This is a genomic window from Nocardiopsis chromatogenes YIM 90109, from assembly GCF_000341185.1.
GTDB classification, from domain to species: Bacteria; Actinomycetota; Actinomycetes; order Streptosporangiales; family Streptosporangiaceae; genus Nocardiopsis_A; species Nocardiopsis_A chromatogenes.
In genome coordinates, this window is sequence record NZ_ANBH01000194.1 from 22,175 (window position 1) to 43,702 (window position 21,528).

General features: G+C 74.9%; 18 protein-coding genes and 2 pseudogenes. 11 read left to right on the forward strand and 9 right to left on the reverse strand.

The features are described 5' to 3' along the window. Positions 1-69: 69 nt before the first annotated feature. The 4 genes from D476_RS37995 to D476_RS0118830 all read right to left on the reverse strand — a co-directional run bounded on the left by D476_RS37995 (position 70) and on the right by D476_RS0118830 (position 4,859). Positions 70-207: a hypothetical protein gene (locus tag D476_RS37995; protein WP_017625481.1), complete on the reverse strand. Its 138-nt coding sequence runs from the start codon at positions 205-207 to the stop codon at positions 70-72. 498 nt (positions 208-705) lie between these two features. Beyond that, the gene (locus D476_RS0118820) at positions 706-2,310 is read right to left on the reverse strand and encodes an ABC-F family ATP-binding cassette domain-containing protein (RefSeq protein WP_017625482.1); all 1,605 of its coding nucleotides are present in this window, start codon (positions 2,308-2,310) and stop codon (positions 706-708) included. 1,412 nt (positions 2,311-3,722) lie between these two features. Then, positions 3,723-4,247, reverse strand: a complete 525-nt coding sequence (locus tag D476_RS0118825) for a lytic polysaccharide monooxygenase auxiliary activity family 9 protein (RefSeq protein WP_017625483.1) — start codon at positions 4,245-4,247, stop codon at positions 3,723-3,725. Positions 4,248-4,394: 147 nt separating this feature from the next. After that, a complete protein-coding gene (locus tag D476_RS0118830) occupies positions 4,395-4,859 on the reverse strand; it encodes a hypothetical protein (RefSeq protein ID WP_152529391.1) in 465 nt (154 codons plus the stop codon). Between the two features lie 65 nt (positions 4,860-4,924). Here D476_RS0118830 and D476_RS38000 point away from each other — a divergent pair. The 5 genes and pseudogenes from D476_RS38000 to D476_RS0118855 form a co-directional block, all read left to right on the forward strand. After that, a pseudogene (locus tag D476_RS38000) lies at positions 4,925-5,092 on the forward strand (aromatic-ring hydroxylase C-terminal domain-containing protein); the annotation flags it as partial. Between the two features lie 243 nt (positions 5,093-5,335). After that, on the forward strand, positions 5,336-6,136 hold the full coding sequence (locus D476_RS0118840; RefSeq protein WP_026123644.1) for an ABC transporter permease: 801 nt from the start codon (positions 5,336-5,338) through the stop codon (positions 6,134-6,136). Then, positions 6,129-6,965: an ABC transporter permease gene (locus D476_RS0118845; protein WP_040726640.1), complete on the forward strand. Its 837-nt coding sequence runs from the start codon at positions 6,129-6,131 to the stop codon at positions 6,963-6,965. The genes D476_RS0118840 and D476_RS0118845 overlap by 8 nt, the downstream gene beginning before the upstream one ends. A 2-nt stretch (positions 6,966-6,967) precedes the next feature. Next, entirely contained in the window at positions 6,968-8,005 is a 1,038-nt protein-coding gene (locus tag D476_RS0118850; protein WP_017625489.1) for an ABC transporter ATP-binding protein, read from the forward strand. A 116-nt stretch (positions 8,006-8,121) separates the two neighbouring features. Then, positions 8,122-8,835, forward strand: a complete 714-nt coding sequence (locus D476_RS0118855) for a hypothetical protein (protein WP_017625490.1) — start codon at positions 8,122-8,124, stop codon at positions 8,833-8,835. A gap of 28 nt (positions 8,836-8,863) precedes the next feature. Here the strand turns inward: D476_RS0118855 and D476_RS38255 are convergent, their stop codons facing one another. Both D476_RS38255 and D476_RS0118865 read right to left on the reverse strand, forming a co-directional pair. Continuing rightward, a complete protein-coding gene (locus D476_RS38255; protein WP_017625491.1) occupies positions 8,864-9,022 on the reverse strand; it encodes a hypothetical protein in 159 nt (52 codons plus the stop codon). Between the two features lie 99 nt (positions 9,023-9,121). Further along, positions 9,122-9,472, reverse strand: coding sequence for a DoxX family protein (locus D476_RS0118865; protein WP_017625492.1), 351 nt, complete (start codon positions 9,470-9,472; stop codon positions 9,122-9,124). Positions 9,473-9,629: 157 nt separating this feature from the next. Between D476_RS0118865 and D476_RS0118870 the strand changes: the two genes are divergently transcribed. Then, positions 9,630-10,508, forward strand: a complete 879-nt coding sequence (locus D476_RS0118870) for a LysR family transcriptional regulator (protein ID WP_017625493.1) — start codon at positions 9,630-9,632, stop codon at positions 10,506-10,508. A gap of 481 nt (positions 10,509-10,989) precedes the next feature. Here the strand turns inward: D476_RS0118870 and D476_RS0118875 are convergent, their stop codons facing one another. Further along, positions 10,990-11,457 carry a MarR family winged helix-turn-helix transcriptional regulator gene (locus D476_RS0118875; protein ID WP_017625494.1) on the reverse strand — a complete coding sequence of 156 codons (468 nt, stop codon included), beginning with the start codon at positions 11,455-11,457 and terminating at the stop codon, positions 10,990-10,992. A gap of 64 nt (positions 11,458-11,521) precedes the next feature. On the opposite strand from D476_RS0118875, the gene D476_RS0118880 reads away from it, so the two are divergent. After that, complete coding sequence (locus tag D476_RS0118880) at positions 11,522-11,959, forward strand: PaaI family thioesterase (RefSeq protein WP_017625495.1); 438 nt, start codon at positions 11,522-11,524, stop codon at positions 11,957-11,959. A gap of 195 nt (positions 11,960-12,154) precedes the next feature. Here the strand turns inward: D476_RS0118880 and D476_RS0118885 are convergent, their stop codons facing one another. Then, complete coding sequence (locus D476_RS0118885) at positions 12,155-13,030, reverse strand: alpha/beta hydrolase (RefSeq protein ID WP_017625496.1); 876 nt, start codon at positions 13,028-13,030, stop codon at positions 12,155-12,157. Between the two features lie 158 nt (positions 13,031-13,188). On the opposite strand from D476_RS0118885, the gene D476_RS0118890 reads away from it, so the two are divergent. From D476_RS0118890 to D476_RS0118905, 4 genes and pseudogenes are all read left to right on the forward strand, one after another. Beyond that, a complete protein-coding gene (locus D476_RS0118890) occupies positions 13,189-15,291 on the forward strand; it encodes an AfsR/SARP family transcriptional regulator (RefSeq protein WP_017625497.1) in 2,103 nt (700 codons plus the stop codon). 801 nt (positions 15,292-16,092) lie between these two features. Beyond that, positions 16,093-16,635, forward strand: a pseudogene (locus tag D476_RS33830) ((2Fe-2S)-binding protein); the annotation flags it as partial. A 251-nt stretch (positions 16,636-16,886) separates the two neighbouring features. Continuing rightward, positions 16,887-17,882 carry an FAD binding domain-containing protein gene (locus D476_RS0118900; protein ID WP_017625499.1) on the forward strand — a complete coding sequence of 332 codons (996 nt, stop codon included), beginning with the start codon at positions 16,887-16,889 and terminating at the stop codon, positions 17,880-17,882. Continuing rightward, positions 17,879-20,140 (forward strand): xanthine dehydrogenase family protein molybdopterin-binding subunit, encoded by a 2,262-nt coding sequence (locus tag D476_RS0118905; RefSeq protein WP_017625500.1) that lies wholly within the window; start codon positions 17,879-17,881, stop codon positions 20,138-20,140. The genes D476_RS0118900 and D476_RS0118905 overlap by 4 nt, the downstream gene beginning before the upstream one ends. An 835-nt stretch (positions 20,141-20,975) precedes the next feature. On the opposite strand, the gene D476_RS0118910 is transcribed toward D476_RS0118905, so the two are convergent. Further along, on the reverse strand, positions 20,976-21,528 hold a 553-nt coding region (locus D476_RS0118910; RefSeq protein WP_017625501.1), incomplete at its 5' end, for a DUF1648 domain-containing protein.

The window sequence follows — 21,528 nt, forward strand, 5'->3', positions numbered from 1 at the left end:
GGCCACGGCCGCGCAAAGAACGCGAACCTGCAGGCAAAACACCCGCCGCTCGGGCCCGGGGCCGGCCGGTCAGTCCTTTTCGACGTGCGTCCCCTCCGACCGCCGGGACGGCTTGCGGAGCCTGGTGATGACCAGCGGGATGCCCCCGAAGACGACGATCCCCGCGACCACCATGGCCGAATACCCGACCGGGCTGAACCGATGCACCAGAAGACCGTCAGCTCTTCCTTGGCCGCGTCCGGCAGGCCGCGGAGACCGGTGACGACGGCCGCCGCTGTCAGCTGCGCCGTTCCGGTGACGCTGACGCCCTTGGTCCCCGCCGAGGACTGTGCATCGGGATACCGGCCCCGTCCTCGTGTGGTGGCCGTCAGTGCTGAACTCCGATTCGCTCGCCGGGCCCAGTGACCGCACTGCCCAATTCCTTCAAGGGCCCGGGGCCCCGCCGGGGACGCACAGCGAAAGGCCAGTGGCCTTGTGTGCGGGTTGATGAGCGTTCCGCAGGCGAGGGGCGCCCTGTCGGCGAGGTTTCGACCAGGGAGGATCCGACACGTGGACGCATCCCGTGAGAAGGCCGCGGCCGCGGGCGGCCGGGAGAGGGCCGGAGGCGCACCGGGGACGCAGTGGGGACGCGACGGGCAACCGGGAACCGGAGAGGGACGGGCGGACGGGAGGGGCACCCCCCGCCCGCCCCCGTCCGGAGGGCCGTCAGGTGAGTGCGACGAGCTCCCGGTACTCCTCGCTCCACAGGTCCTCGTCGGCGTCCGGGAGCAGCAGCACCCGGTCGGGCCGGAGTGCGTCGACCGCCCCCTCGTCGTGCGTCACCATCACGATCGCCCCGGGGTAGGCCCCGACCGCGGACAGCACCTCGCCGCGCGAGGCCGGGTCGAGGTTGTTGGTCGGCTCGTCCAGAAGCAACACGTTGGCGCCCGAATGGACCAGACCCGCCAGCGCCAGCCGGGTCTTCTCGCCCCCGGAGAGCACGGCGGCGGGCTTGTCGGCGTCGTCCCCGGTGAAGAGGAACCCGCCCAGGACCCGCCGTGCCTCGCCGTCGGTCAGTCCCGGCGCCGCGGCCGCGAGGTTGTCCAGGACCGTGCGCGCCGGGTCGAGCGTGTCGTGCTCCTGGGCGAAGTAGCCGATGCGCAGCCCGTGGCCGTGCACGACGCGGCCGCCGTCCGGCGCCTCCCTGCCCGCCAGCAGCCGCAGCAGCGTCGTCTTCCCGGCACCGTTGTCCCCCAGCACGACCAGGCGCGCCCCCCGGTCGACCGCCAGGTCCACCCCTTTGAGGACCTGGCGGGCTCCGTAGGACTTGGCCAGGGACACCGCCCCCAGCGGGGTCCTGCCGCACGGCGCGGGCTCGGGCAGGCGGATGCGCGCCGTCCGCTCCGCTCCGCGCACCGGTTCGGTCTCGGCCAGCATCCGGTCGGCCCGCCGGGCCATGTTCTTGGCCGCGACCGCGGTCGACGAGCGTGCCCGCATCCGGTCGGCCTGGGCGTGCAGGGAGGCGGCCTTGCGCTCGGCCCCCGCGCGCTCACGGGAGCGGCGGCGCTCCTCCGCCGCGCGCTGGTCGAGGTAGCCCTGCCAGCCCACGTTGTGGACATCGAGCGCGGACCGCCGGGGGTCCAGGTGGAACACGCGGTCGACGACGTCGGCGAGCAGGCCCGTGTCATGGCTGATCAGCACCAGGCCGCCCCGGTGCGCCCGGAGGAGGCCGCGCAGCCACACGACCGCGTCGGCGTCCAGGTGGTTGGTGGGCTCGTCGAGCAGCAGCATGCCGTCGGCGCCCGCGAACAGGATGCGGGCGAGTTCGACGCGCCGCCGCTGGCCGCCGGAGAGCGTTCCGAGCGGCGCGTCCAGCACCCGGTCCTCCAGGCCGAGGCCGGCGGCCAGCCGTGCCGCCTCGGCCTCCGCCGCGTGGCCGCCCGCAGCCTGGAACTCGGCGTCCGCCCTGCTGTAGGCGCGCATGGCGCGCTCCAGCGCATCCGGGTCGGCGGCGCGGGCCATGGCCTCCCCGGCACGCCGCAGCGCCTCCGCGGCCGTGTCCAGCCCGCGGGCGGACAGGATGCGCCCGGTGACGGTGGCGGCCTGGTCGGCGGCGCGGGCGTCCTGGGGCAGGTGACCCACGGGGCCGTGGTGCACGATGCTGCCGGAGGCGGGGGCGGTGGCTCCGGCCATGGCGTTCATCAGGGTCGTCTTACCCGCGCCGTTGCGGCCGACCAGGCCGACGCGGTCGCCCGGGGAGACGGTGAGGGTGACGTCGGAGAGCAGCGTGCGGGCGCCCGCGCGCAGCTCGACACCGCTGAGGGTGATCATGGGAAATACGCTCCGAACAAGCAGAAGGACACACTTCAGGCGGGGAAGCGGGTCCTTCGCTAAGAGATTCGGGGCGTCGACATGCCGGTCAGGGTATCGGCGGGTGGGGCTGGAAGGGCAACGGGTTTTTCCGACCGGGAGGGCCGTGCCGTGTGGTCCCCGGGTGTCGCGCCTGCGCGGGGCCGCCCCGGCCTACGGCCTGCCGGTCCGCGCCCGGGCACGAGTCCGGCCCCTCGCCGCCCGGACCGGCTGCACCGGCCTTGCCGGGCGGCCCGGGCGAGGGACCGGCCATAGGGGGCGGGAAGGTGCACGGCAAGGTGCTCCTGGTCTTCCTGGAGGCAGTGGCGCTACTCCAGCCCGGGTGTCCGGTGCCCCTGCACGGCCGGTGTGGGGGCGCTGTCCATGCCGGCGTGCACGGCGGAGATCGTCTTCGGGGCGAGGATCGGCCGCGACGGGGGCGGAGCACGGTTCCGGTGTTCGCCGTGGCGGCGGTGTTCCTCGTGTTCGCCCTGTTGGGCGGCCCTTCCACCAGGACGGCGAGGCGGTCCATTCGGGGACGGTCGCGTCGGTGGAGCTCTTCCCGCTCGCGCTGGTCTTCACCCCGGCGGTCCTCGTCTTCCGGCACGTGCTCTGCCGACGACCGAGTTAGCGCGGATCCTCGCGGTGCTGGAGGCGGTGTCGGGGGGTTGTTCCCGGCGGCCGCGGTGGCCCGGTTGGCGGGCGCCTGCACGTCTTCGCACATGGCGGCGGGCCCGGGGCGACGTAGAGCCGGACGGTCGGGGCGCACCCAGGGGGCCGCCGCGCGGCCCCCTGCAACGCAAAGCGGGTGGCCGTCCCCGCTCGACGACCACCCGCGGTCCCGGTCTCGGGGACCGGAACTGCTGCCACAGTATCGGGTCGCCCCAGGTCGTCAGGCCGCGTCGGCCGCCTGCGGCCAGGTTCGGCCGAGCTGTGCAGACACGTCAACCACTTGGGCCCCTCAAGCGTCCATCTTCAACTGCCCCTTCGCCACGCCCGGAGCCCGGCCCGGGGAGCGGGCGTCGACGGTGTACAGGATCCCCCGAAAGCGCGGCGAGGGCCAGCGGACAGGAGGGGAGGGCGGGCCGCGGAACACCGGGGCTCAAGAGGCGTGCGGCAGCCGGGAGGGGCGGACTGCCGCACACTTCATTGTCGCGCGGACACCTCGGGCCCACAGGGAAACCGCGACTTCGGCGACGGATGCGAACGAAGTGTCCCGCGTGGCCGACGTGGCCTCAGCGCCCCGCGACCTGGCCTCCGTGCCCCTCCGCCTGCGCGTCCGGCCGACCCGCCGTCGGGGTGTGCCGCGCCCGGGGCACGGGCACGGGGCGCGCCCCTCAGAGCGCGCCCCGCGTTCCTTGACGCCGCAGCCCCCGGGTCTCGGAGGAGCGGGGTCAGGCCGCGCCGACGTTGACGTCGACGCAGGCGTAGAAGGCGTTGGGGGTGTCGGCGATGTTCCACACGGCCAGGACCTTCTGCTGGCCGCTGTAGCCGCTCAGGTCCACGTTGTGGGTGACGGTGGAGGGCGGCTGCTGTCCGTTCCCGTCGACGGTCCCGACGCGGTCGCCGCCGACGTAGTACTCCCAGTTCGAGGTCGCGTGCCGGGCGGTGAAGGTCCAGGTGAAGTCGAGGCTGGTGCCGACGGGCTCGACCGACCAGCCCTTGGAGTCGTCGTCGAGCTCGGCGAAGGCCTCGTTGCCCCCGCTGCAGCTGGTCAGGCCCTTGGGGCCCTCGACGCTCTGCGGCTCCCACTTGATCGGGCCGCACTCGACGGTGCCTTCGGCGCACTGCGCCTGGCGGCTGGCGGGCGAGGAGACGTATCCGTGGGCGTAGGCGGCGCTGGTGGGAAGGAGGGCCAGGGCCAGTGGGGCGGCGGCCAGGACGCTGGCCGCCTGGATGGACTTCCTGCGCAGGTGCATCGCGTGCCCTTTCGTGCGGGTCGCGTCCCCCTCGGATCGCGTGGGCGGTCCGGCCTGCCGGGAGGATCGCCGTTCAGCGGGGATCGGGGCGGCGGGCGGCCCCTGCCGAACGGCCCCCGTGCGGGGTGCCGACCGGCCCTGGTGAACCTAAGAAGGCGCCCCAGAAAAAGATAGGAATCTTTTCAATTCTTGTGCAGGGCACAACCGCCGCCCCGCGCGGACGGCGGGCGGGTGCGACGGGCGTCGGGGCGCGGTCCGACCGGGGCCCTCCCGGGTGTCGCGGACCCCCGGGGCGTCCGCGAGAAGGGTGCGCACCAAGAGGTCGGCGTGGGCGCGGGCGGCGTCCGGCCTTCGCGGGGCGATTCCGGTGATCCCCCGGGACAGCACTGACAGCGCCATGGCCAGGGCCACGGCGAAGACGGTGTACTGGGCGGGCGAGGCGATCCCGTGCGCGCGGAGGCGCCCCTGGACGTGCAGGCCCTCGACGACGGGCGCCAGCGCTTCGGCCAGGCCGGACACGCGGTCCAGGATCTGCCTGGTCCTGGGCCCTTCGGCCACGCCCTCCGACGCGAGGAGGCGGACGATCCCCGGGTACTCGGCGGCGGCGAGCACCACCCTTCCACAACGGCGCGCAGGGCCTCCTCGGGCCGCCCGCCTTCGGCGACGGAACGGCGGCGACGGTGAAGGTGCACGGCATCGGCTCCGGAGAGGCGGCCGGGGTGCTGGGCCCGGGTTCGGCGGCGCTCATCCGCCCCGACGGCCACATCGCCGCCGTCGGCCCCGCGGACGCCCCGCGGGCGATCACGGCCTACCTGCGAAGGTGGACGCACCCCGCCGAAACATGACCGTTTCGGTCCTGTCCAGTCCGATATTCGCCGGCCCGCCCCCGGGAAAGGAATTCCCGCCCAGAGAATTCCCTTCCTACGGTCGGGGCGTGCTAACATCCCTCACTCGCGGCGACCCGGACCTGCCCCTGCAGGGCCGTGCCGGACAACGGGCCTCGGTCCGGATCCGCTTCCGCAGTGCTTCCGGCCCCTGGCTCGATCGTTCTCCATTCGCACGGTCTCGGACTGCCAGGGAGTGCGCCGGTGCGCGTCTACTGTGCGGTGTTCGCCCTCGGGCTGCGCCGCTATTCCACTTATCGTGCGGCCACGGTAGCCGCCGTATTCACCAATGTCGTCTTCGGCCTCATCAACGCCTCGGTCCTTCTGGCGCTCTTTCATGCGCGCCCGGAGATCAACGGCTATGACGCCACGGACGCCGTCACACACGTCTTCGTCGCCCAGGCCCTGATGGGCCCGGTCGCGGTGATGGGGCCTCCGCTGGAGCTGGCCGAGCGCATCCGCACCGGCGAGATCGCGGTGGACCTGATGCGCCCGGCCTCGCCGCTGGCCTGGTGGCTCTCCCACGACCTGGGCCGCGCGGCGTTCGCCGTCGCCGCCCGCAGCGTGCCCACGTTCACCGCCGGGGCGCTGGTGTTCCCGCTCGCCCTGCCGGACGCCCCGGCGCGGTGGGCGTGGGCGGCCGGGGCGCTCGCCCTGGCGTCGCTGATCGGGTTCGCGTTCCGCTACCTGTACGCGGTCAGCGGGTTCTGGCTGCTGGACACCCGCGGGGTGTCGGCGCTGACCCACCTGATCGGCCCGGTGTGCGCGGGCATGCTGATCCCCCTGGTGCTCTTCCCGGCGCCGGTGGCCGAGGTGCTGCGGGCCCTGCCGTGGGCGGCGATGGTGCAGGTGCCCGTCGAGGTGTTCCTCGGCAAGGACACCGTCCCCGGAGGCGGGCCCGCCGGGGCGCTGGCGTTCCAGGCCGCCTGGGCGGCGGCCCTGCTCGGGCTGGCGGCCCTGGTGACCGCCCGCGCTGCGCGCAGGGTGGTGGTCCAGGGTGGCTAGCCCGTCCTCCGCCCTCCGGCGCGGCCGGGCGCCGCGCGTACCCGTGTACCTCCTGCTGGCCTGGACGTGGTGCCGGGCCGTCGCCCAGTACCCCGGGTCGCTGGCGCTGCTGGCCCTGGCCCAGGCGTTCTCGACCGCGGCCGAGCTGACGGCGGTGCTGGTGGTGTTCGGCCACGCCGGTGAGCTGGCGGGCTTCACCGCGCGGGAGGCGCTGCTCGTCTACGGCCTGGCGGCGCTGGCCTTCGGGACGGCCGACCTGCTGATGGGGTCGGTGGAGCGCATCGGCGACCACATCCGCACCGGCTCGCTGGACACCATGCTGGTGCGGCCGGTCCCGGCGCTGGTCCAGCTCGCCGCGGACCACTTCTCACCGCACCGGCTGGGCAAGGTCGTACCCGCGGCCGCCATGGTGGGCTACGCGCTCGCCACCCTGGACGTCCCGTGGACCCTCGGGCGGGTGCTCTACACGCCCGTCCTGCTGGCAGGCGGGGTGGCGATCTGCTGCGCGATCTGGACCATCGGGGCGTGCCTGCAGTTCTTCGTCACCGACGCCCGGGAGGCCGCCAACTCGGTGACCTACGGCGGGCAGGCCCTCACCGAGTACCCGCTGGCCGTCTACGGCCGCGGCATCGTCCGCGCGGCCACCTTCACCGTGCCGCTGGCCTTCGTCAGCTGGCAGCCCGCGCTGTACCTCCTCGACCGCCCCGACCCCACCGGGCTGCCGGAGTGGCTGCGCTTCGCCCCTCCGGCCGTCGCCGCCGTGCTGTGCGCCGCGGCCGCCCTGGCGTGGCGCGCGGGGCTGCGGCACTACCGATCCACCGGGAGCTGACCATGCCCTCCTCGCCCTCGTCCGATTCCTCGGCCGCCTCCGATTCCCCGCCCTCCTCCCCCGCCGACGGGCCCGTCATCGACGCCCGCGGGCTCGGCCGGTCGTTCACCGTCTCCGAAGGGCCGCTGCTGCGCCGCAGGCGCCGCACCGTCGACGCCGTCGACGGGGTGACCTTCCAGGTGCGCCCCGGCGAGGTCGTGGGCTACCTGGGGCCCAACGGCGCCGGGAAGAGTACGACGATGAAGATGCTGATCGGCCTGCTCACGCCGGGCCGGGGACGCCTGCGGGTCCTCGGGCTGGAACCGGCCCGCCACCGGGCGCGCCTGGCGGCGCGCATCGGCATCGTGTTCGGGCAGCGCACCACCCTGTGGTGGGACCTGCCGTTGCGCGACAGCCTGGCGCTGACGCGGCACCTGTACCGTGTCGCGCCGCACGACCACGCGCGGCGCCTGGCCGAGCTGACCGAGCTGCTGGAGCTGGGGCCGTTCCTGCACACCCCCGTGCGCCAGCTCAGCCTGGGCCAGCGCATGCGCGGGGACCTGACGGCCGCGCTGCTGCACGATCCGGACCTGCTGGTGCTGGACGAGCCGACCATCGGGCTCGACGTGGTCAGCAAGTCCACCATCCGCGCGTTCCTGACCCGGCTCAACTCCGAGCGCGGCACCACGATCCTGCTGACCACGCACGACCTGGGGGACGTGGAGCGGCTGTGCCGCCGCGTGGTGGTGATCGACCACGGCCGCCTGGCCTACGACGGGGACCTGGCAGGGCTGCGGGACCGCGCCCCGGGGCCGCGCACGCTCGTCGTCGACCTCGCCGAGCCGGGGCCGCCGATCGCGGTGCCGGGGGCGCGCTGCGTCCGCCGCCGGGGGCCGCGCCAGTGGCTGGAGCTGGACGGGAACCCGGCCGAGGTGATCGCGCAGGTGGCACGGGACCGCCAGGTCGCGGACCTGACCGTGCAGGAGCCCGGCATCGAGGGGGTCGTCGCGCGGCTCTACCAGGGGGATGCGGCCCTGGCGGCCGCAGACGGAGGGGAGTGAGGGAGGCGCGGGGGGAGAGGGCCGGTGGTGATGTTCGCGGCGCCGGGGGTAGAGGATGGAACGGGCCCGTTCCCCCTGTCCCCTGCCGCCTCATCCCTGACGAGGAATCCCCACCGATGTCCGATTCTTCCCCCGGTTCCTCCCCCGCCCCCGAACCGCAGGAGACCTCTTCGGCGGCCGCCCGGCCCGCTTGGTGGTCCGACCGGCGGTACTTGATCGGCGGCGGCGTCGCCCTCGGGCTGGCCGCCGCCGTCTCCCTCGGCGTCTACGCCACACCCGCGGCGGCCTACGAGAGCATCGGCGACTGCGACGAGCTGCTCAAAGACGCCGTCGGGCACGTGACCAAGGACGACGTCAAGGTCGTGGAGGTGGAACCGGCGTTCACGGCGCCGCCGACGGCGGAGGACGACACGGGCCCCGAGTACTCGGCCTGCGGCGGCTGGGTCGGTGAGGGCGAGCTGGTCGTGGACATCACCCTCTACTCGCCCGACACGGCGGCCTCGGACTACAAGCCCGTGAAGGAACGCCTCGCCGCCGTCAGGGAGAGCGCGGACGAGGGGCCCGAGGACGGCAGCGAGAAGCTCGCAGCCAAGGACATCGAGGTGGGCGACGAGGGGTTCGCCACCTTGTACAAGATCGTCGACGAAGCGTCGTACACGGACCCGTCCGGCGAGGAGACCCTCCTTCACAGGGCCCATTTCCGCATGAGCAATGTCGCCGTGACGGTGCAGTACCGGACCGAGGACACCACCTTGCCCGACGAGGACCTGATCCTGGTCACCAGGGTCTCCGAGGGCTTGGAGGAGAGCATCGACGCGACCGCCGAGTAGGGGCGGCCGGGCGCCTGCCCGCCGCCTGTCAGTCCAGGCGGATCAGGTCCTGCTCGACCGCCGCACGCACCGCGGCCGTCCTGGTGTCCACCCTCAGCTCGGTGGAGATGCGCTGCAGGTGCGTTTCCCCACACTCCCCACGCGCACCGGTATCGGCGTCATCCGAACGGATGACAACGAGGCCCATCCGGACGGTGTGCCCCGTTCCGCCGCAGGCCCGATGGTGCGGAGGGCCGACGGGCGCAGGGTCGGGGGTGTCGGCGAACGGACGGCCCCGGCCTGCCGCTCACCGGAGGAGGGTCAGCACCAGTGAACCCGCGGCGAGCGCCAGGTAGGCGCCAGGAAAGGCGATGTTGGCGAATACGCGTGCCCTGACGTGCGCCGCCACCGCCCCGATGAAGAAGAGGACGAGGCCCGCCGCCGCTGCCGCCCCGACCCATCGGACCCCGGCCACACCGGCGAGGAGTCCGACGGCACCGGCCGTCTTCAGCGCCCCGAGGGGCACGATCCACGAGGGCGGCAGGTCGACCGCGGCGGAATTCTTCATCACGAACCCCGCGCGCGTGAAGTCCGCGATGGCGATTCCCGCGTTGGCCAGAATCGTGGCCCATACGACGACCAGGTAGACGGTGTGCATCGGTTCCATCCTCCGTGTGGGGATTCCATCGGGCGCCGACCGAGTGGTCGGAACGGGCAGAGCGTCCCTCCGCAGGCGCCTCGCCCGCCGCCCCTGCGCACCAGCCTTCCGCCCCGTGAACCGGACCGTCCAATACCCGTTTCCATAACCTGATCGCATGGACGTGCACACCCGGCTGCTCCGCTATTTCACCGCCGTCGCCGAAGAGGGAGGGCTCACCCGCGCCTCCGAACGGCTCTATGTGTCCCAGCCGGCCGTGACCAGGCAGATCCACCGTCTGGAGGACCTGCTCGGGGCCCACCTCTTCGACCGGACGCCGACCGGGATCCGGCTCACCGCCGCGGGGCGCGCGCTGGCCGATCGGACCCCGACGCTGCTCGCCGCATGGGAGGAGGCCGTGCGCGACGTCCGGCTGGCCGTCGACCGGGAGGCCCAGGTCCTGCCCGTGGGGTTCATCGCCAGCGGCGGACCGGCATCGGCCGTCCAGGCCGCTTTCGCCCGGGTCCGCCCGGCCTGGCGGCTCGAACTCCGCCAGGCGCCGTGGTCCGACCCCACCGCGGGGCTGGCCGACCGGCGGGTCCGCGCGGCCCTGGTCCTCCTGCCCCTACCCGGCCAGGAGGGACTGCGCGTGGAGGTCCTGCACACCGAGCCGCGCAGTGCGGCCCTTCCCGTCGGCCATCCTTTGGCCGAGCGGGAGGTGATCCGGTTCGAGGAGCTGGAGGACGAGCCCTTCGTCGCCGCGCCGGAGCATACGGGCGCGTGGCGGGACCACTGGTTGGCGGCCGGAGAGCGCACATCGGGGACACCACGGGTCGGCGCGGTGGCCGAGCACCCGGACGAGTGGTTGAACGCGATCGCCGCCGGGCTCGGCGTGGCGCTGGCTCCGGAGTCGGCGGCCCGGTACTACGCGCATCCGGGCGTGGTCTATCGCCCGGTGGCGGGCGTGAGCCCGGTCCAGGCGGGTGTCGCGTGGGTCCCGGACGCCGAGGGCGACCCAGTGGTGGACGACTTCATCGCGTGCTGCCGTGGGGCTTGAGACACCGGGCCGGTAGCGGCCGGAGCGGAGCCCGCCTTCCGGACACCACGGGTGGCTCGGCGGGTCCCCCGCTCCTGGGCCCCGGCCGGGCGGCGGGCCACCGGAGTGCGAGGCGGAAAGCGGCGACAACCAAGGACGGCGCCCCATCCGGCAGCGTTGTCGGGCGGCCCGAAGGCGGCTGGGGCGGTGATTTCACCACGCAATCACCCTTGAGATGGTCCGTTCGCCGCGCTGGATCGGCCAGCGGGCGCGAAGGGGTCCGATAATCCCGGTTTCCAGGACGGGGCGTCACATTTGGTGAGACGAGGGGTCCGAATGACGTGCACCCTCCCTCAGGACGCGCCTCCGGTCAGGAGGGCGCCACCGCCTCACGCCCCAGCGGCCCGCCGCCCGACAGGCAGGCCCGGGGAACCGGCCTCCGACCTCCGTCGCCGCCCTCCGCCTTACGCCCCGACGGACCGCAAGCGGCTCGGATCGAGGGTCACGCCTTTCCGCCCTCCCCCTCTTCGCCGCCCCTCTCACCCTCGCCGGGGGCGAAGGCGAGGCGGTGCAGACCCTCCGCCGTCGCGCTGAACCCCTCGTCCCCGAGCAGTCCGCGCATCTCGGCGTTGAAGCGGTCCATCTCCGGGCGGGCCTCGCGCAGGGCCGCCTCCCCCTCCTCGGTCAGCTCCAGCACCACCGCCCGGTGCTCGTGCGGGTGCGTCCGCCTGACGACCAGGCCGCCGTCGGCCAGCCTCCGGACCAGCGCCGTCACGGCGGACTCGCGCAGGCCGAGCACCTCGGCGAGCCTCCGCTGGGTCGTGCCCGGCTCGGCGCGGACCGCGAACAGCGCCCCGAGCTGCGCGCTGGTGATCCCGGCGGCCTCCACCAGGCGGCGGTCGGCGTCGGTGCGCAGGCGGTGGGCGGCCCGCTGCAACAGGAAGTACAGGCGCTCGTCAGGTCCGGGCATGGTCCGATGTTGACAGAGGAGCCCGTGCGGCGCGATCCTCACTTCACTAGTGAAATGAGGATCCGTGGACACTCTCGACATCGATGACCCCGCCCTTGAGAACGCCCGCGCCGTCCTGCGCGCACAACCGTTCAGCGCCCTGCTCGGCGCGCGCCTGACCGCCTTCGGCGACGGGCGTGCCGTGCTGGAGCTGGACATCCGCGACGAGCTGCGCCAGCAGTACGGCGTGCTGCACGGCGGCGTACTCGGCTACGCCGCCGACAACGCGCTCACCTTCGCGGCGGGCACCTCCGCCGGGACGGACCTGATCACCGCCGGATACACCATCGACTACCTCAAGCCCGCCGACGGCGTCCTGCTGCGCGCCGACGCGCAGGTGGTCCGGGCCGGGCGCACCCGCGTGGTGTGCCGGTGCGACCTGGCCACCGTGGATGCGGAGGGCACGGAGACGCTGGTCGCCGTGGCCCAGGGAAGCGTGTCGGTCGGCAACCGGACCCGGTAGCGGAGGCAACCCGGCGGAGGCCGACCGGCCTGCACTCCGGCAGCGCCCGCCCCCGCGGGAGGGCACGGTGCCCCCGCGGGGAGGATCGGCGGGTGCCGACCCGGGGCCGCCGGGCGCGCTGTACGGTCGCCCCGGAGGGGCACCGCACGGCCGGGCGGGCGCGGCCTCCCCGGCCGCGTCCCTCCGCCCGCCCCCTCACCGCTCCAGGAGCTCCCGCAGCTCGGTGGCCACCCGTCCCGGGTCGGCCTCGGCCATGAAGTGGCCCGCCGCCACCGTCCGGTGCACCAGGTCGTCCACCCACCCCTTCCAGATGCCCTCGGCGTCGAACCCCAGCGCCGCACCCCAGTCCTGCTGCAGGACGGTGACCGGCATGCCGAGCTTCCGGCCCGCGTCCCGGTCGGCCTGGTCGTGCTCGACGTCGATCCCGGCCGAGGCCCGGTAGTCGGCGACGATCGACGGCACCGCGTCCCTGGACGCCGCGAGGTAGGCCTCCCGCACGTCCGCGGGGATCGTCTCCGGGTCGGCGCCCCAGGCGTCGAGGAAGAAGGAGAAGAACGCGTCCGGCTCGGCGCCGATCATCCGTTCGGGCAGCCCGGGCGGCTGGGCCATCAGGAAGAGGTGGAAGCCGACGGCCGCGCTCCGGCCGTGCATCACGTCCCACATGTCCAGGGTCGGCAGCACGTCCAGGCTGGCCAGGTGGGTGACGCGGTCCGGGTGGTCCAGCCCCGCGCGGATGGCGACCAGCGCCCCCCGGTCGTGCCCGGCCAGCGCGAACCGCTCGTGCCCCAGGGCACCGGCCAGCGCCACGACGTCGGCCGCCATGGTGCGCTTGGAGTAGGCCCCGCCGTCCTCGGCGGGCTTGTCGCTGGCGCCGTACCCCCGCAGGTCGGGGGCGATGACGGTGTGGTCGGCCGCCAGGTCGGCGGCCACGTGCCGCCACATCAGGTGGGTCTGCGGGAACCCGTGCAGCAGCACGACGGGGCTGCCCGAGCCGCCCACGGCCGCGTTCAGCTCGACGCCGTCGGCGACGGTCACCCTCTGGTAGTCGAATCCGGGAATGGTCGGCGCCATGGTGCTCTCCTCGATCGTTGTCGGTCCGGCCGGGGGCGGTCCGCGGGCGCGAGGCCCCCGCCCGACCGCCGTCCGCCTTCATCCCGAGCGTGCCGCGCGCGAATGAGCATCCGATGAGCGCATACCGTTGGACCGGCGTGCGAGCAGGGAAGGCGGGCATGGAGCGGGTCGGATTCGGTGTGCTCGGGCCGGTCACGGCCGAGCGGGACGGCGCGGCGGTCCCCCTCAAAGGGCCCCGGCACCGGGCGGTGCTGGCGGTGCTGCTCATCGCCCGCAGGCGGGTCGTCCCCGTCGACCGCCTGGTGGACGACCTGTGGGAGGATCCGCCTGACGGCGCGGTCGGCGCCGTGCGCACCTTCGTGGCCGCGCTCCGGCGCGCGCTGGAGCCGGACCGCCCGCCGCGCACCCCGCCCCGGCTGCTCGTGACCGAGGGCCCGGGGTACGCGCTGCGCGCCGTCCCCGGCACCGTGGACGCCTGGCGGTTCGAGGACGCCCTGAACGGGGCCGGAGACCAGCCGCCCAAGCGCGCCCTGGAGCTGCTCGACGACGCCCTCGCGCTGTGGCGCGGCCCCGCCTACGCTGATTTCGCGGCCGAGCACTGGGCGCAGGCCGAACGCGCCCGCCTGGACGAGCTGCGCCTGCAGGCGGTGGAGCGGCGCGCCGACGCCCGCCTGGCCCTGGGCGAGGCGGCCGCGGCCCTCCCGGACCTGGACGCCCAGGCCGCCGAGCACCCCTGGCGGGAGGAGACGTGGCGGCTCCTGGCCCTGGCGCTGTACCGCTCCGGGCGGCAGGCCGACGCGCTGGCGGTGCTGCGCCGGGCCCGGACGGCCCTCGCCGACGCCCTGGGGGTCGATCCGGGGCCGCGCCTCCGGCGTCTGGAGGCGGACGTGCTCGCCCAGGATCCCGCGCTGGAGCAGCCGGGGGCGGCCCGGTCCGCCGCCGAGGTGTGGGCGCGCACCGCCGCCGCCTATGACCGCTCGGTCGCCGCCGGTTCCCGCGCGCGGCTGGAATCGTCGGTCGGCCTGCTGCGGAGCCTGGCGGTGACCGGGGGCGGCGGCCTGGAGGCGGCACGGGAGAACCGGCCGGCCGCCGTGCGCGCCGCCGAGGAGGCGGACGACCCGGAGCTGGCGGCGCGGGTGATCGGCGCCTACGACGTGCCCGCGATCTGGACGCGCAGCGACGACCCGGCCCAGGCCAGGGAGATCGTCGCCGCCGCCGAGCGGACGCTCGCGGCGCTCCCGGAAGACGGGGACGGCGGAGGGGAGGGCGCCGGGAACGGCGAGGAGGGCGGCGTCGGGGGGCAGGCGGCAGCCCGCTGCCGTCTGCTGGCCACGATCGGCCTGGAGATGCGCGGCATCCGCTCGCCCCGCGGCCCGCAGGCGGCGCGCGAGGCCGAGGCGATCGCGCGCCGCCTCGACGACCCGGCGCTGCTGGCCTTCGCCCTCAACGCGGTGTTCATGCAGTCGTGCACGCGCGCGGGCGGCGCCGAGCGGCGCGATGCCATAGGCGCGGAGGCGGCCGCGCTCGGAGCCCGGCACGCCCTGCCGACCTATGAGGTCTTCGGCCGGATGGTGCGGATGCAGGCGCGCGCAGGACTGGGCGACTTCGCCGCCGCCGACGCGCATGCGGCGGCGGTCGACCGGCTGTCGCTTGAGAACGAGCTACCGCTGGCACGCGTCTTCACACGCTGGTACCGCGCGCTTCGGGTCGCCGTGTCGGGACGGACCGCAGACGCCGAGACGGCCTACCGGGAGGCGGCCGCGGACCTGGACGGCTCGGGCATGCCGGGCGTCGAAGGGGGGCTGCTGCCACTGGCGCTGCTGTGCCTGCACCTGTCGAGGGCCCACCGGGGCTCACCGGCGGCCCCGGAGGGGGCGCCCGAGTCCCCCGAAGCCGGAGGGGGCGGGCCGCCGGAGTCCCCGGTGCTCGCGGCGGTGGGACGTGTGTCCCCGGACGACGGCTGGGGTCCCTACCGGCCCTGGGTCGAACCGCTCCTGCTCCTGCGCGCGGGTGAGGACGACGAGGCCCGCGCCGCCTTGCACGCCCTCCCCGACCCCGCGCCGGACCTGCTCTATGAGGCGCTGTGCTGCCTGGAGGCGGCGGCCGCCCTCGAACTCGGCGACCGGGAGGCGTTGGTGAAGGTCCGCGACCGGCTCCTGCCCGCCCGGCAGGAGATCGCGGGGGCGGCCAGCGGCATGGTCACCGTCGGCCCGGTGGCGCGCTGGCTCGACGCGATCGCCGCCGCCGTGGCCGACGCCTGACCGCGCGGGCACGCCTCGCCGCTTCCAGGGCGTGATCGTCCTCCGCCGGAATCCGAAGCAGGCGTCCCGCCACCGGCCCACCCGTCGGACTCGCGGACGGTCGCGTCCGCTGGAGTGGCGTAATTTCCGCCCGACCAGGCCGGCGCGATCACCACGGCCTCGGGGCGGCCCCGCCTCGGCGTCGGTGCACTGACCGGTCCCTCCCTTATCGGAAGTCGGCCATCAGCCCCCACCTGGGGCGGCCATGGCCGCCGCAAGCGACACCACTCCAGCGAACGCCGCCGTCACCGCCGTCGGCGAGCGGGGCGCCGGTCGGGAATCCGGAAGTGGGCCGGCGTCGGCTAGGGCGTGTTTCTCGGATCAGGTCCGTAGCGAGCGGTGTCCAGGTGCGTCCATCGCAAGGCCGCTGGGAGAGTCGGTCAGCAGGCTGTCGACTGATGAGAACGCAGCGAGGGGCGTGCCTGGGCGCCGCGCAGTAGGGCCTGATCCGAGAAACACGCCCTAGGGCGGCAGCGGTCGCCTTGGCCTGGTCAGACGGGGATTCCGCGGCCGTGACCGGCTCCATCCGTCGGGTCCCGCCTCCCCCGGGCCACACCCTTGTGCAGAGTTGCACCGGGCTTTGCCGCGCGTCGGTATGGCGCGGCCCGCCTCCCGGGGGAGGCTGGTCGGCGATGCCGCCTGGGAGGTGACAGGGGGCGCGCCGCAGCGCGCGGCCCGGGTGGCGACGTCCGCACAGAACCGGGGGGATCCCATGCACCGCGTCGCGAAGGCCGAACCCGAGGCGCCGGGGAGGTGGCGGCGATGACCCGGCAGACCAGCCGCACGCGCCTCCCGGCGCAGGCGCGCCGTGAGGGGCGGGAGGAGTCGCGCCCGCCCGAGCTCGGCCCCGGCGATGTGGACGTCTCGCTCACCGTCGACGGAACCGCGCGCACCGTGCGCGTGGAGCCCCGGGTGAGCCTTCTGGACGCCCTGCGCGAGCGCATGGGGGTCACCGGTCCGAAGAAGGGCTGCGACCAGGGCGCCTGCGGCGCCTGCACGGTGATGGTGGACGGCCGCCGGGTGCTGGGCTGCCTGACGCTGGCCGTCACCTGCGAGGGGCGCGAGGTCACCACGGTCGAAGGGCTGGCCGACGGCGACCGGCTGCACCCCGTGCAGGAGGCCTTCATCGCCAACGACGCCTTCCAGTGCGGCTACTGCACCCCGGGCCAGGTGGTGTCGGCGGTCGCGCTGCTGGAGGAGGGCCACACCGGCGACGACGCCGAGATCGCCGAATGGATGAGCGGCAACATCTGCCGGTGCGCCGCCTACCCCAACATCCGGGCCGCCATCCGGCAGGTGCGCGACACGCACGAGGGGCGCGCCGCCGACACGGTCGGCACGGTCGGGGCCGCCGGGGCCGCGGAGACGGCCGGTCCCGGCGCCGCCTCCGACGCCGCCGCGGCGCATGCGGGCGGGTTCGCGGCCGCCCCGGGCCCCGACTCCGTCGGCCCGGCGGACCAGGCCGACCCGGCCCGTCATCAGGGCGGCCCCTCCGACCGACCCGGACCGTCCGGGGCCGACGGCTCCGACCGCCCGCGCCCGGAAGGGGGCCGGTGATGCATCCCTTTGCCTACACCCGCGTGTCCGACGTGGCCACCGCCGTCGAGGAGGTCGCCTCCGACCCCGGCAGCGAGTTCCTGGCCGGGGGCACCACCGAGGTCGACATGCTCAGGGTCGGCGTGGCGCGCCCGCGCCGCGTCGTCGACATCAACGCGCTGCCGATCTCCCGCATCGAGGAGGGCGACGGGGGTGTCCGGCTCGGCGGTCTGGCCAGGATGAGCGACGTCGCCGCCCACCCGGTCGTGCGCGAGCGCTACCCGGTGCTCGCCCAGGCGCTGGAGAAGGGCGCCTCCCCGCAGCTGCGCAACATGGCCACCATCGGCGGGAACCTGATGCAGCGGGTGCGCTGCGCCTACTTCCGCGACGGCGGGGCGGCCTGCAACAAGCGGGTGCCGGGCAGCGGGTGCGCGGCGGTCGGCGGGGTGAACCGGGGCCATGCCGTGCTGGGCACCAGCGAGCACTGCATCGCCGCCCACCCGTCCGACGCCGCGGTGGCGCTGACCGCCCTGGACGCTGTGGTGCGGCTGCGCGGCCCCGACGGCGAGCGGTCCGTGCCCGTCGACGACTTCTTCCTGCTCCCCGGGGACACGCCCGAGCGCGAGCACCCCGTGGGGCACGGGGAGCTGATCACCGCCGTCGACGTGCCGCCGGTCCCGGCCGCCCGCACCTCGGTCTACCTGAAGGTGCGCGACCGGGAGTCCTATGAGTTCGCGCTGGCGTCGGCAGCCGTCGTGCTGCGCGTGGAGGACGGGATGGTCGCCGAGGCCCGCATCGGCCTGGGCGGCGTGGCCACCAAGCCGTGGCGGGCGCGCGAGGCTGAGGGGGCGCTGGTAGGGGCCCCGGCCGAGGGGGCCTCCTACGAGCTGGCCGCGGTACGGGAGATGCAGGGCGCGGTCCCCAGGGGCATGAACGCCTTCAAGGTCGAGCTGGCCGAGCGCACCGTGGTACGGGCGCTGCACATGGCGGCCGAGCGGCAGGGAGGGGCGCGATGAGCACCGTACCGCAGGAGACGCGGGCGGCCCAGACCGGGCGGCCCATGGACCGCGCCGACGCCCGCGCGAAGGTGACCGGGGCGGCGCGCTACTCCGCCGAGTACGCACCGCCGGGGACGGTGCACGCGGTGCTGGTCGGCGCCGAGATCGCCGCAGGCGAGGTGACCGGGATCGACGCGCAGGAGGCGCTGCGCTCGGACGGGGTGCTGGCGGTGCTCAGCCACCTGAACCTGCCGCCGCTTGCGGCCGAACCGCACCTGCTGCCGTCGCTGGCGGGTGCGAGCGCCTCCGGGCAGAGCTTCTTCCCGATGCGCGACGCCCGCGTGCACTACGCGGGGCAGCCGGTGGCGATGGTGGTCGCCGACACCTTGGAGCGGGCGGGGCACGCGGCCTCGCTGCTGCGGATCGGGTACCGGGGCGAGCCGCACGTGACCACCCTGGAGGAGGGCCGGGAGCACTCCTACGAGCCCGAGCGGATCTTCGCCGGGTTCATGCCGGGGCGGATGGGCCGGGGCGATGTGGAGGCCGGGCTGGCCGAGGCGGACGTGGTGGTGGACGCCGTGCACCGGATGTCGGCCAACCACCACAACCCGATCGAGACGGCGGCGGCGACGGCGCACTGGGAGGACGGCCGGCTGACGGTGCACGACTCCACGCAGGGGCCGACCGCGACCCGGCTGACCGTCGCCGAGCTGCTGGGCATCCCGCCGTCACAGGTGCGGGTTGTGGCCACGGCGGTCGGCGGCAGCTTCGGGTCCAAGGCCATGATCTGGGCGCATCCGACGCTGGCGGCGATGGCGGCCCGGCACGTGCGGGCGCCGGTGAAGCTGTCGGTGACGCGCGAGCAGATGTTCACCGCCTGCGGGCACCGGGAGGAGCAGGAGCAGCGCATCACCGTGGGGGCGCGGCGGGACGGCACGCTGACCGCGATCCGCCACCACAAGCTGTCGCCGACCTCGCCGTTCGACGACTGGGCCGAGCCGTCGCTGGAGATGCCGGCGCGGATGTACGCCTGCCCGAACCACGAGGGCGTGTACCGGCTGTTCCGGGCGAACACGATGACCCCGGCGTTCATGCGGGCGCCGGGCGAGGCCTCGGGGATGTTCGCCCTGGAGACCGCCATGGACGAGCTCGCCTCTCAGCTCGGGATCGACCCGGTCGACCTGCGGTTGCGCAACCACAGTGACACCGACCCGACCAGCGGGCTGCCGTGGTCGAGCAAAGGGCTGCGGGAGTGCTACGAGCGGGGCGCGCAGATGTTCGGCTGGCACGACCGCGACCCGGTGCCGGGCACCCGCACCGACGGGCACTGGCTGGTGGGCACCGGCATGGCCTCGGCCGTGTACCCCGTCTACCAGGCGATGAACCCGCAGCGGGCGCGGGTGCGGCTGCACGCCGACGGCCGGGCCGTCGCCGAGACGGCGTGCGCGGAGTTCGGCACCGGGGTGGGCGCGGTGATGCGGCAGGTGGCCGCGGCGGCGCTGGGCATCGACGCCGAGCAGGTGGAGGCGCGCTACGGCGACACCGACCTGCCCACGACGGTGGCGGCGGTGGGCTCGGCCGGGTCGGGGGCGATCTCCGCGGCGGTGCACACGGCGGCGACCGCGCTGCGCGAGCAGATGGTGGAGCGGGCGGTGGCCGACCCGGATTCGCCGCTGCACGGGGCCGACCCTGCGCGGGTGGAGGTGGCCGGGGGCCGGATGTTCGTGCGGGACGGCGGGGGCGAGTCCTACACCGACCTGCTGCGGCGGCACATGATGTTCGACGCGGAGGCGCTGGGGTCGTGGGACCCGCCGGGGTCGGACGCCGGGTTCGCGGCGGCGACGTTCGGGGCGCAGTTCGCCGAGGTGGGCGTCGACCCGGACCTGGGGCTGGTGCGCGTGCGGCGGATGCTGGGGGTGTTCGCCCCGGGGCGGGTGCTCAACGCCAAGACGGCGCGCAGCCAGTTGATGGGCGGCATGCTGTGGGGGCTGGGGCACGCGCTGCTGGAGGCGACCCGCATGGACCCCGACTCGGGCCGGTGGGCGAACGCGAGCATGGGCGATTACCTGCTCCCGGTGAACGCGGACGCCCCGGAGGTGCGGGTGGAGTTCGCCGAGGTGGAGGACCGGATGGTCAACCCGCTGGGCGTGAAGGGTGTGGGCGAGGTGGGGGTGGTGGGCGCGTCGGCGGCCATCGCGAACGCGGTCCACCACGCGACCGGGAGGCGGTTCCGGGACCTGCCGATCACCGTCGAGGCGGTGCTGGGCAGGGGCTGAACCGGGGCGGCCGCCGCTTCCCGCGCCCGCAGCGGGCGCGGGAAGCGGCACGGCCCGCCCGGGCGCCCCGGTCAGAGCGGCCATGCCCCGTGGAGGACACCGTCGGCGGCTTCGGCGGGGTGCTCACCCGGGCCCGCAGGCGAGCGACACGCCGGGGCCGGGTGGTGGCCGAGGCTGCTCCGGTGGGCCGTGCATCCGCACGGGCCGGGGCCGTCGCTGCGGCGGGCGCGTGCCGAAGGGCCCGCCCGACCTACGGGTAACGCCAACCACGCAGGGCGAGGACCCCACACGGCGTACGGCGACACGACAGCCGCCCGGCCCCGCCCCGCTTCGCTCCACCGTCCCGCTGGGGCACCATCAGCGGCTCTTGCTTTGCTCTCGGACCCCGTCGGCACAGCCTCACCACCGCAGCAGGCGCCGTTGATCATGTCGATGGGAAGTGAGAGCGCCTGTCCGCCGGTTCCGACAGCGCTCAGATGACTCGGCGCGACGCGGTGCCGACGACTTCCGTCGGCCCCACGGCCTCCCCTCGTCGCCGAGCGTGGCCGCCGCCCGCCCCCCCTCAAGGGGCCGTTCGCCCCCGCTTCACTGCGGGCGCTCCACCTCGGCCTCCGGCTTCACAGACGGCGAAGGGGGCAGCTGCCGGGGAAGGGCAGGGTGCACCCCGTCGCCCGCGGCGCTGTCAGGCCTCATCGACACGGCTCTGCGGCGAACGGAGACGCTGTCGAACCCCATCGACAAACGCCGTCCCCACCCACGAACAGAACCATGCCGTCGGCGCGGGCCGACGAACGCTGTCAGGACCCGACCCCGTGGACGGAGCCACGGGGCATCGTCACAGCACGCGCTTGGCCGGGCGTGAGCGCCTGAGGAGTCGGGCGGCGATCACCGGGAGCGCGCTCGCGAGGCACAGGACCAGCACGGCCGGAAAGAACCACGCGGATGCCCCGACCCGCTCCGGGAACCAGACCGCGGCGCACACGAGGGCGAAGACTCCCTGGACGATTCCGGCGGTGAGGAGCACCGATCTCGCTCCGGTGACGGCGTCGGCCCGGTCGGCGGGCCGGTCCACCAGCGCGGCGAGAGGCGTCCGGTCGGCGTCCGGGAAGTCGGCGAGCCGGTCCTTGGGGACCGTCCGCAGCACCAGGACCGCGCTGAAGGCCAGGAGCAGGAGCACCCCAGCGCCCACGAGCACCGGGCCGAACGCCGTCAGGGGGCCGGTCGCGGCCGTAGCCGTGATCGTCCCGGGGCCGGAGAAGTGCACCGGCAGCTCCCCCGGCAGGCGCGGGTAGACCGCCGCTCCCACGACCACCTGCCCCAGGAGGAGCAATGCCGCCGGGGCCAGGAAGAGCTTCGGGAACGGCGGCGGGGAATAGCCCGCCCCGGGC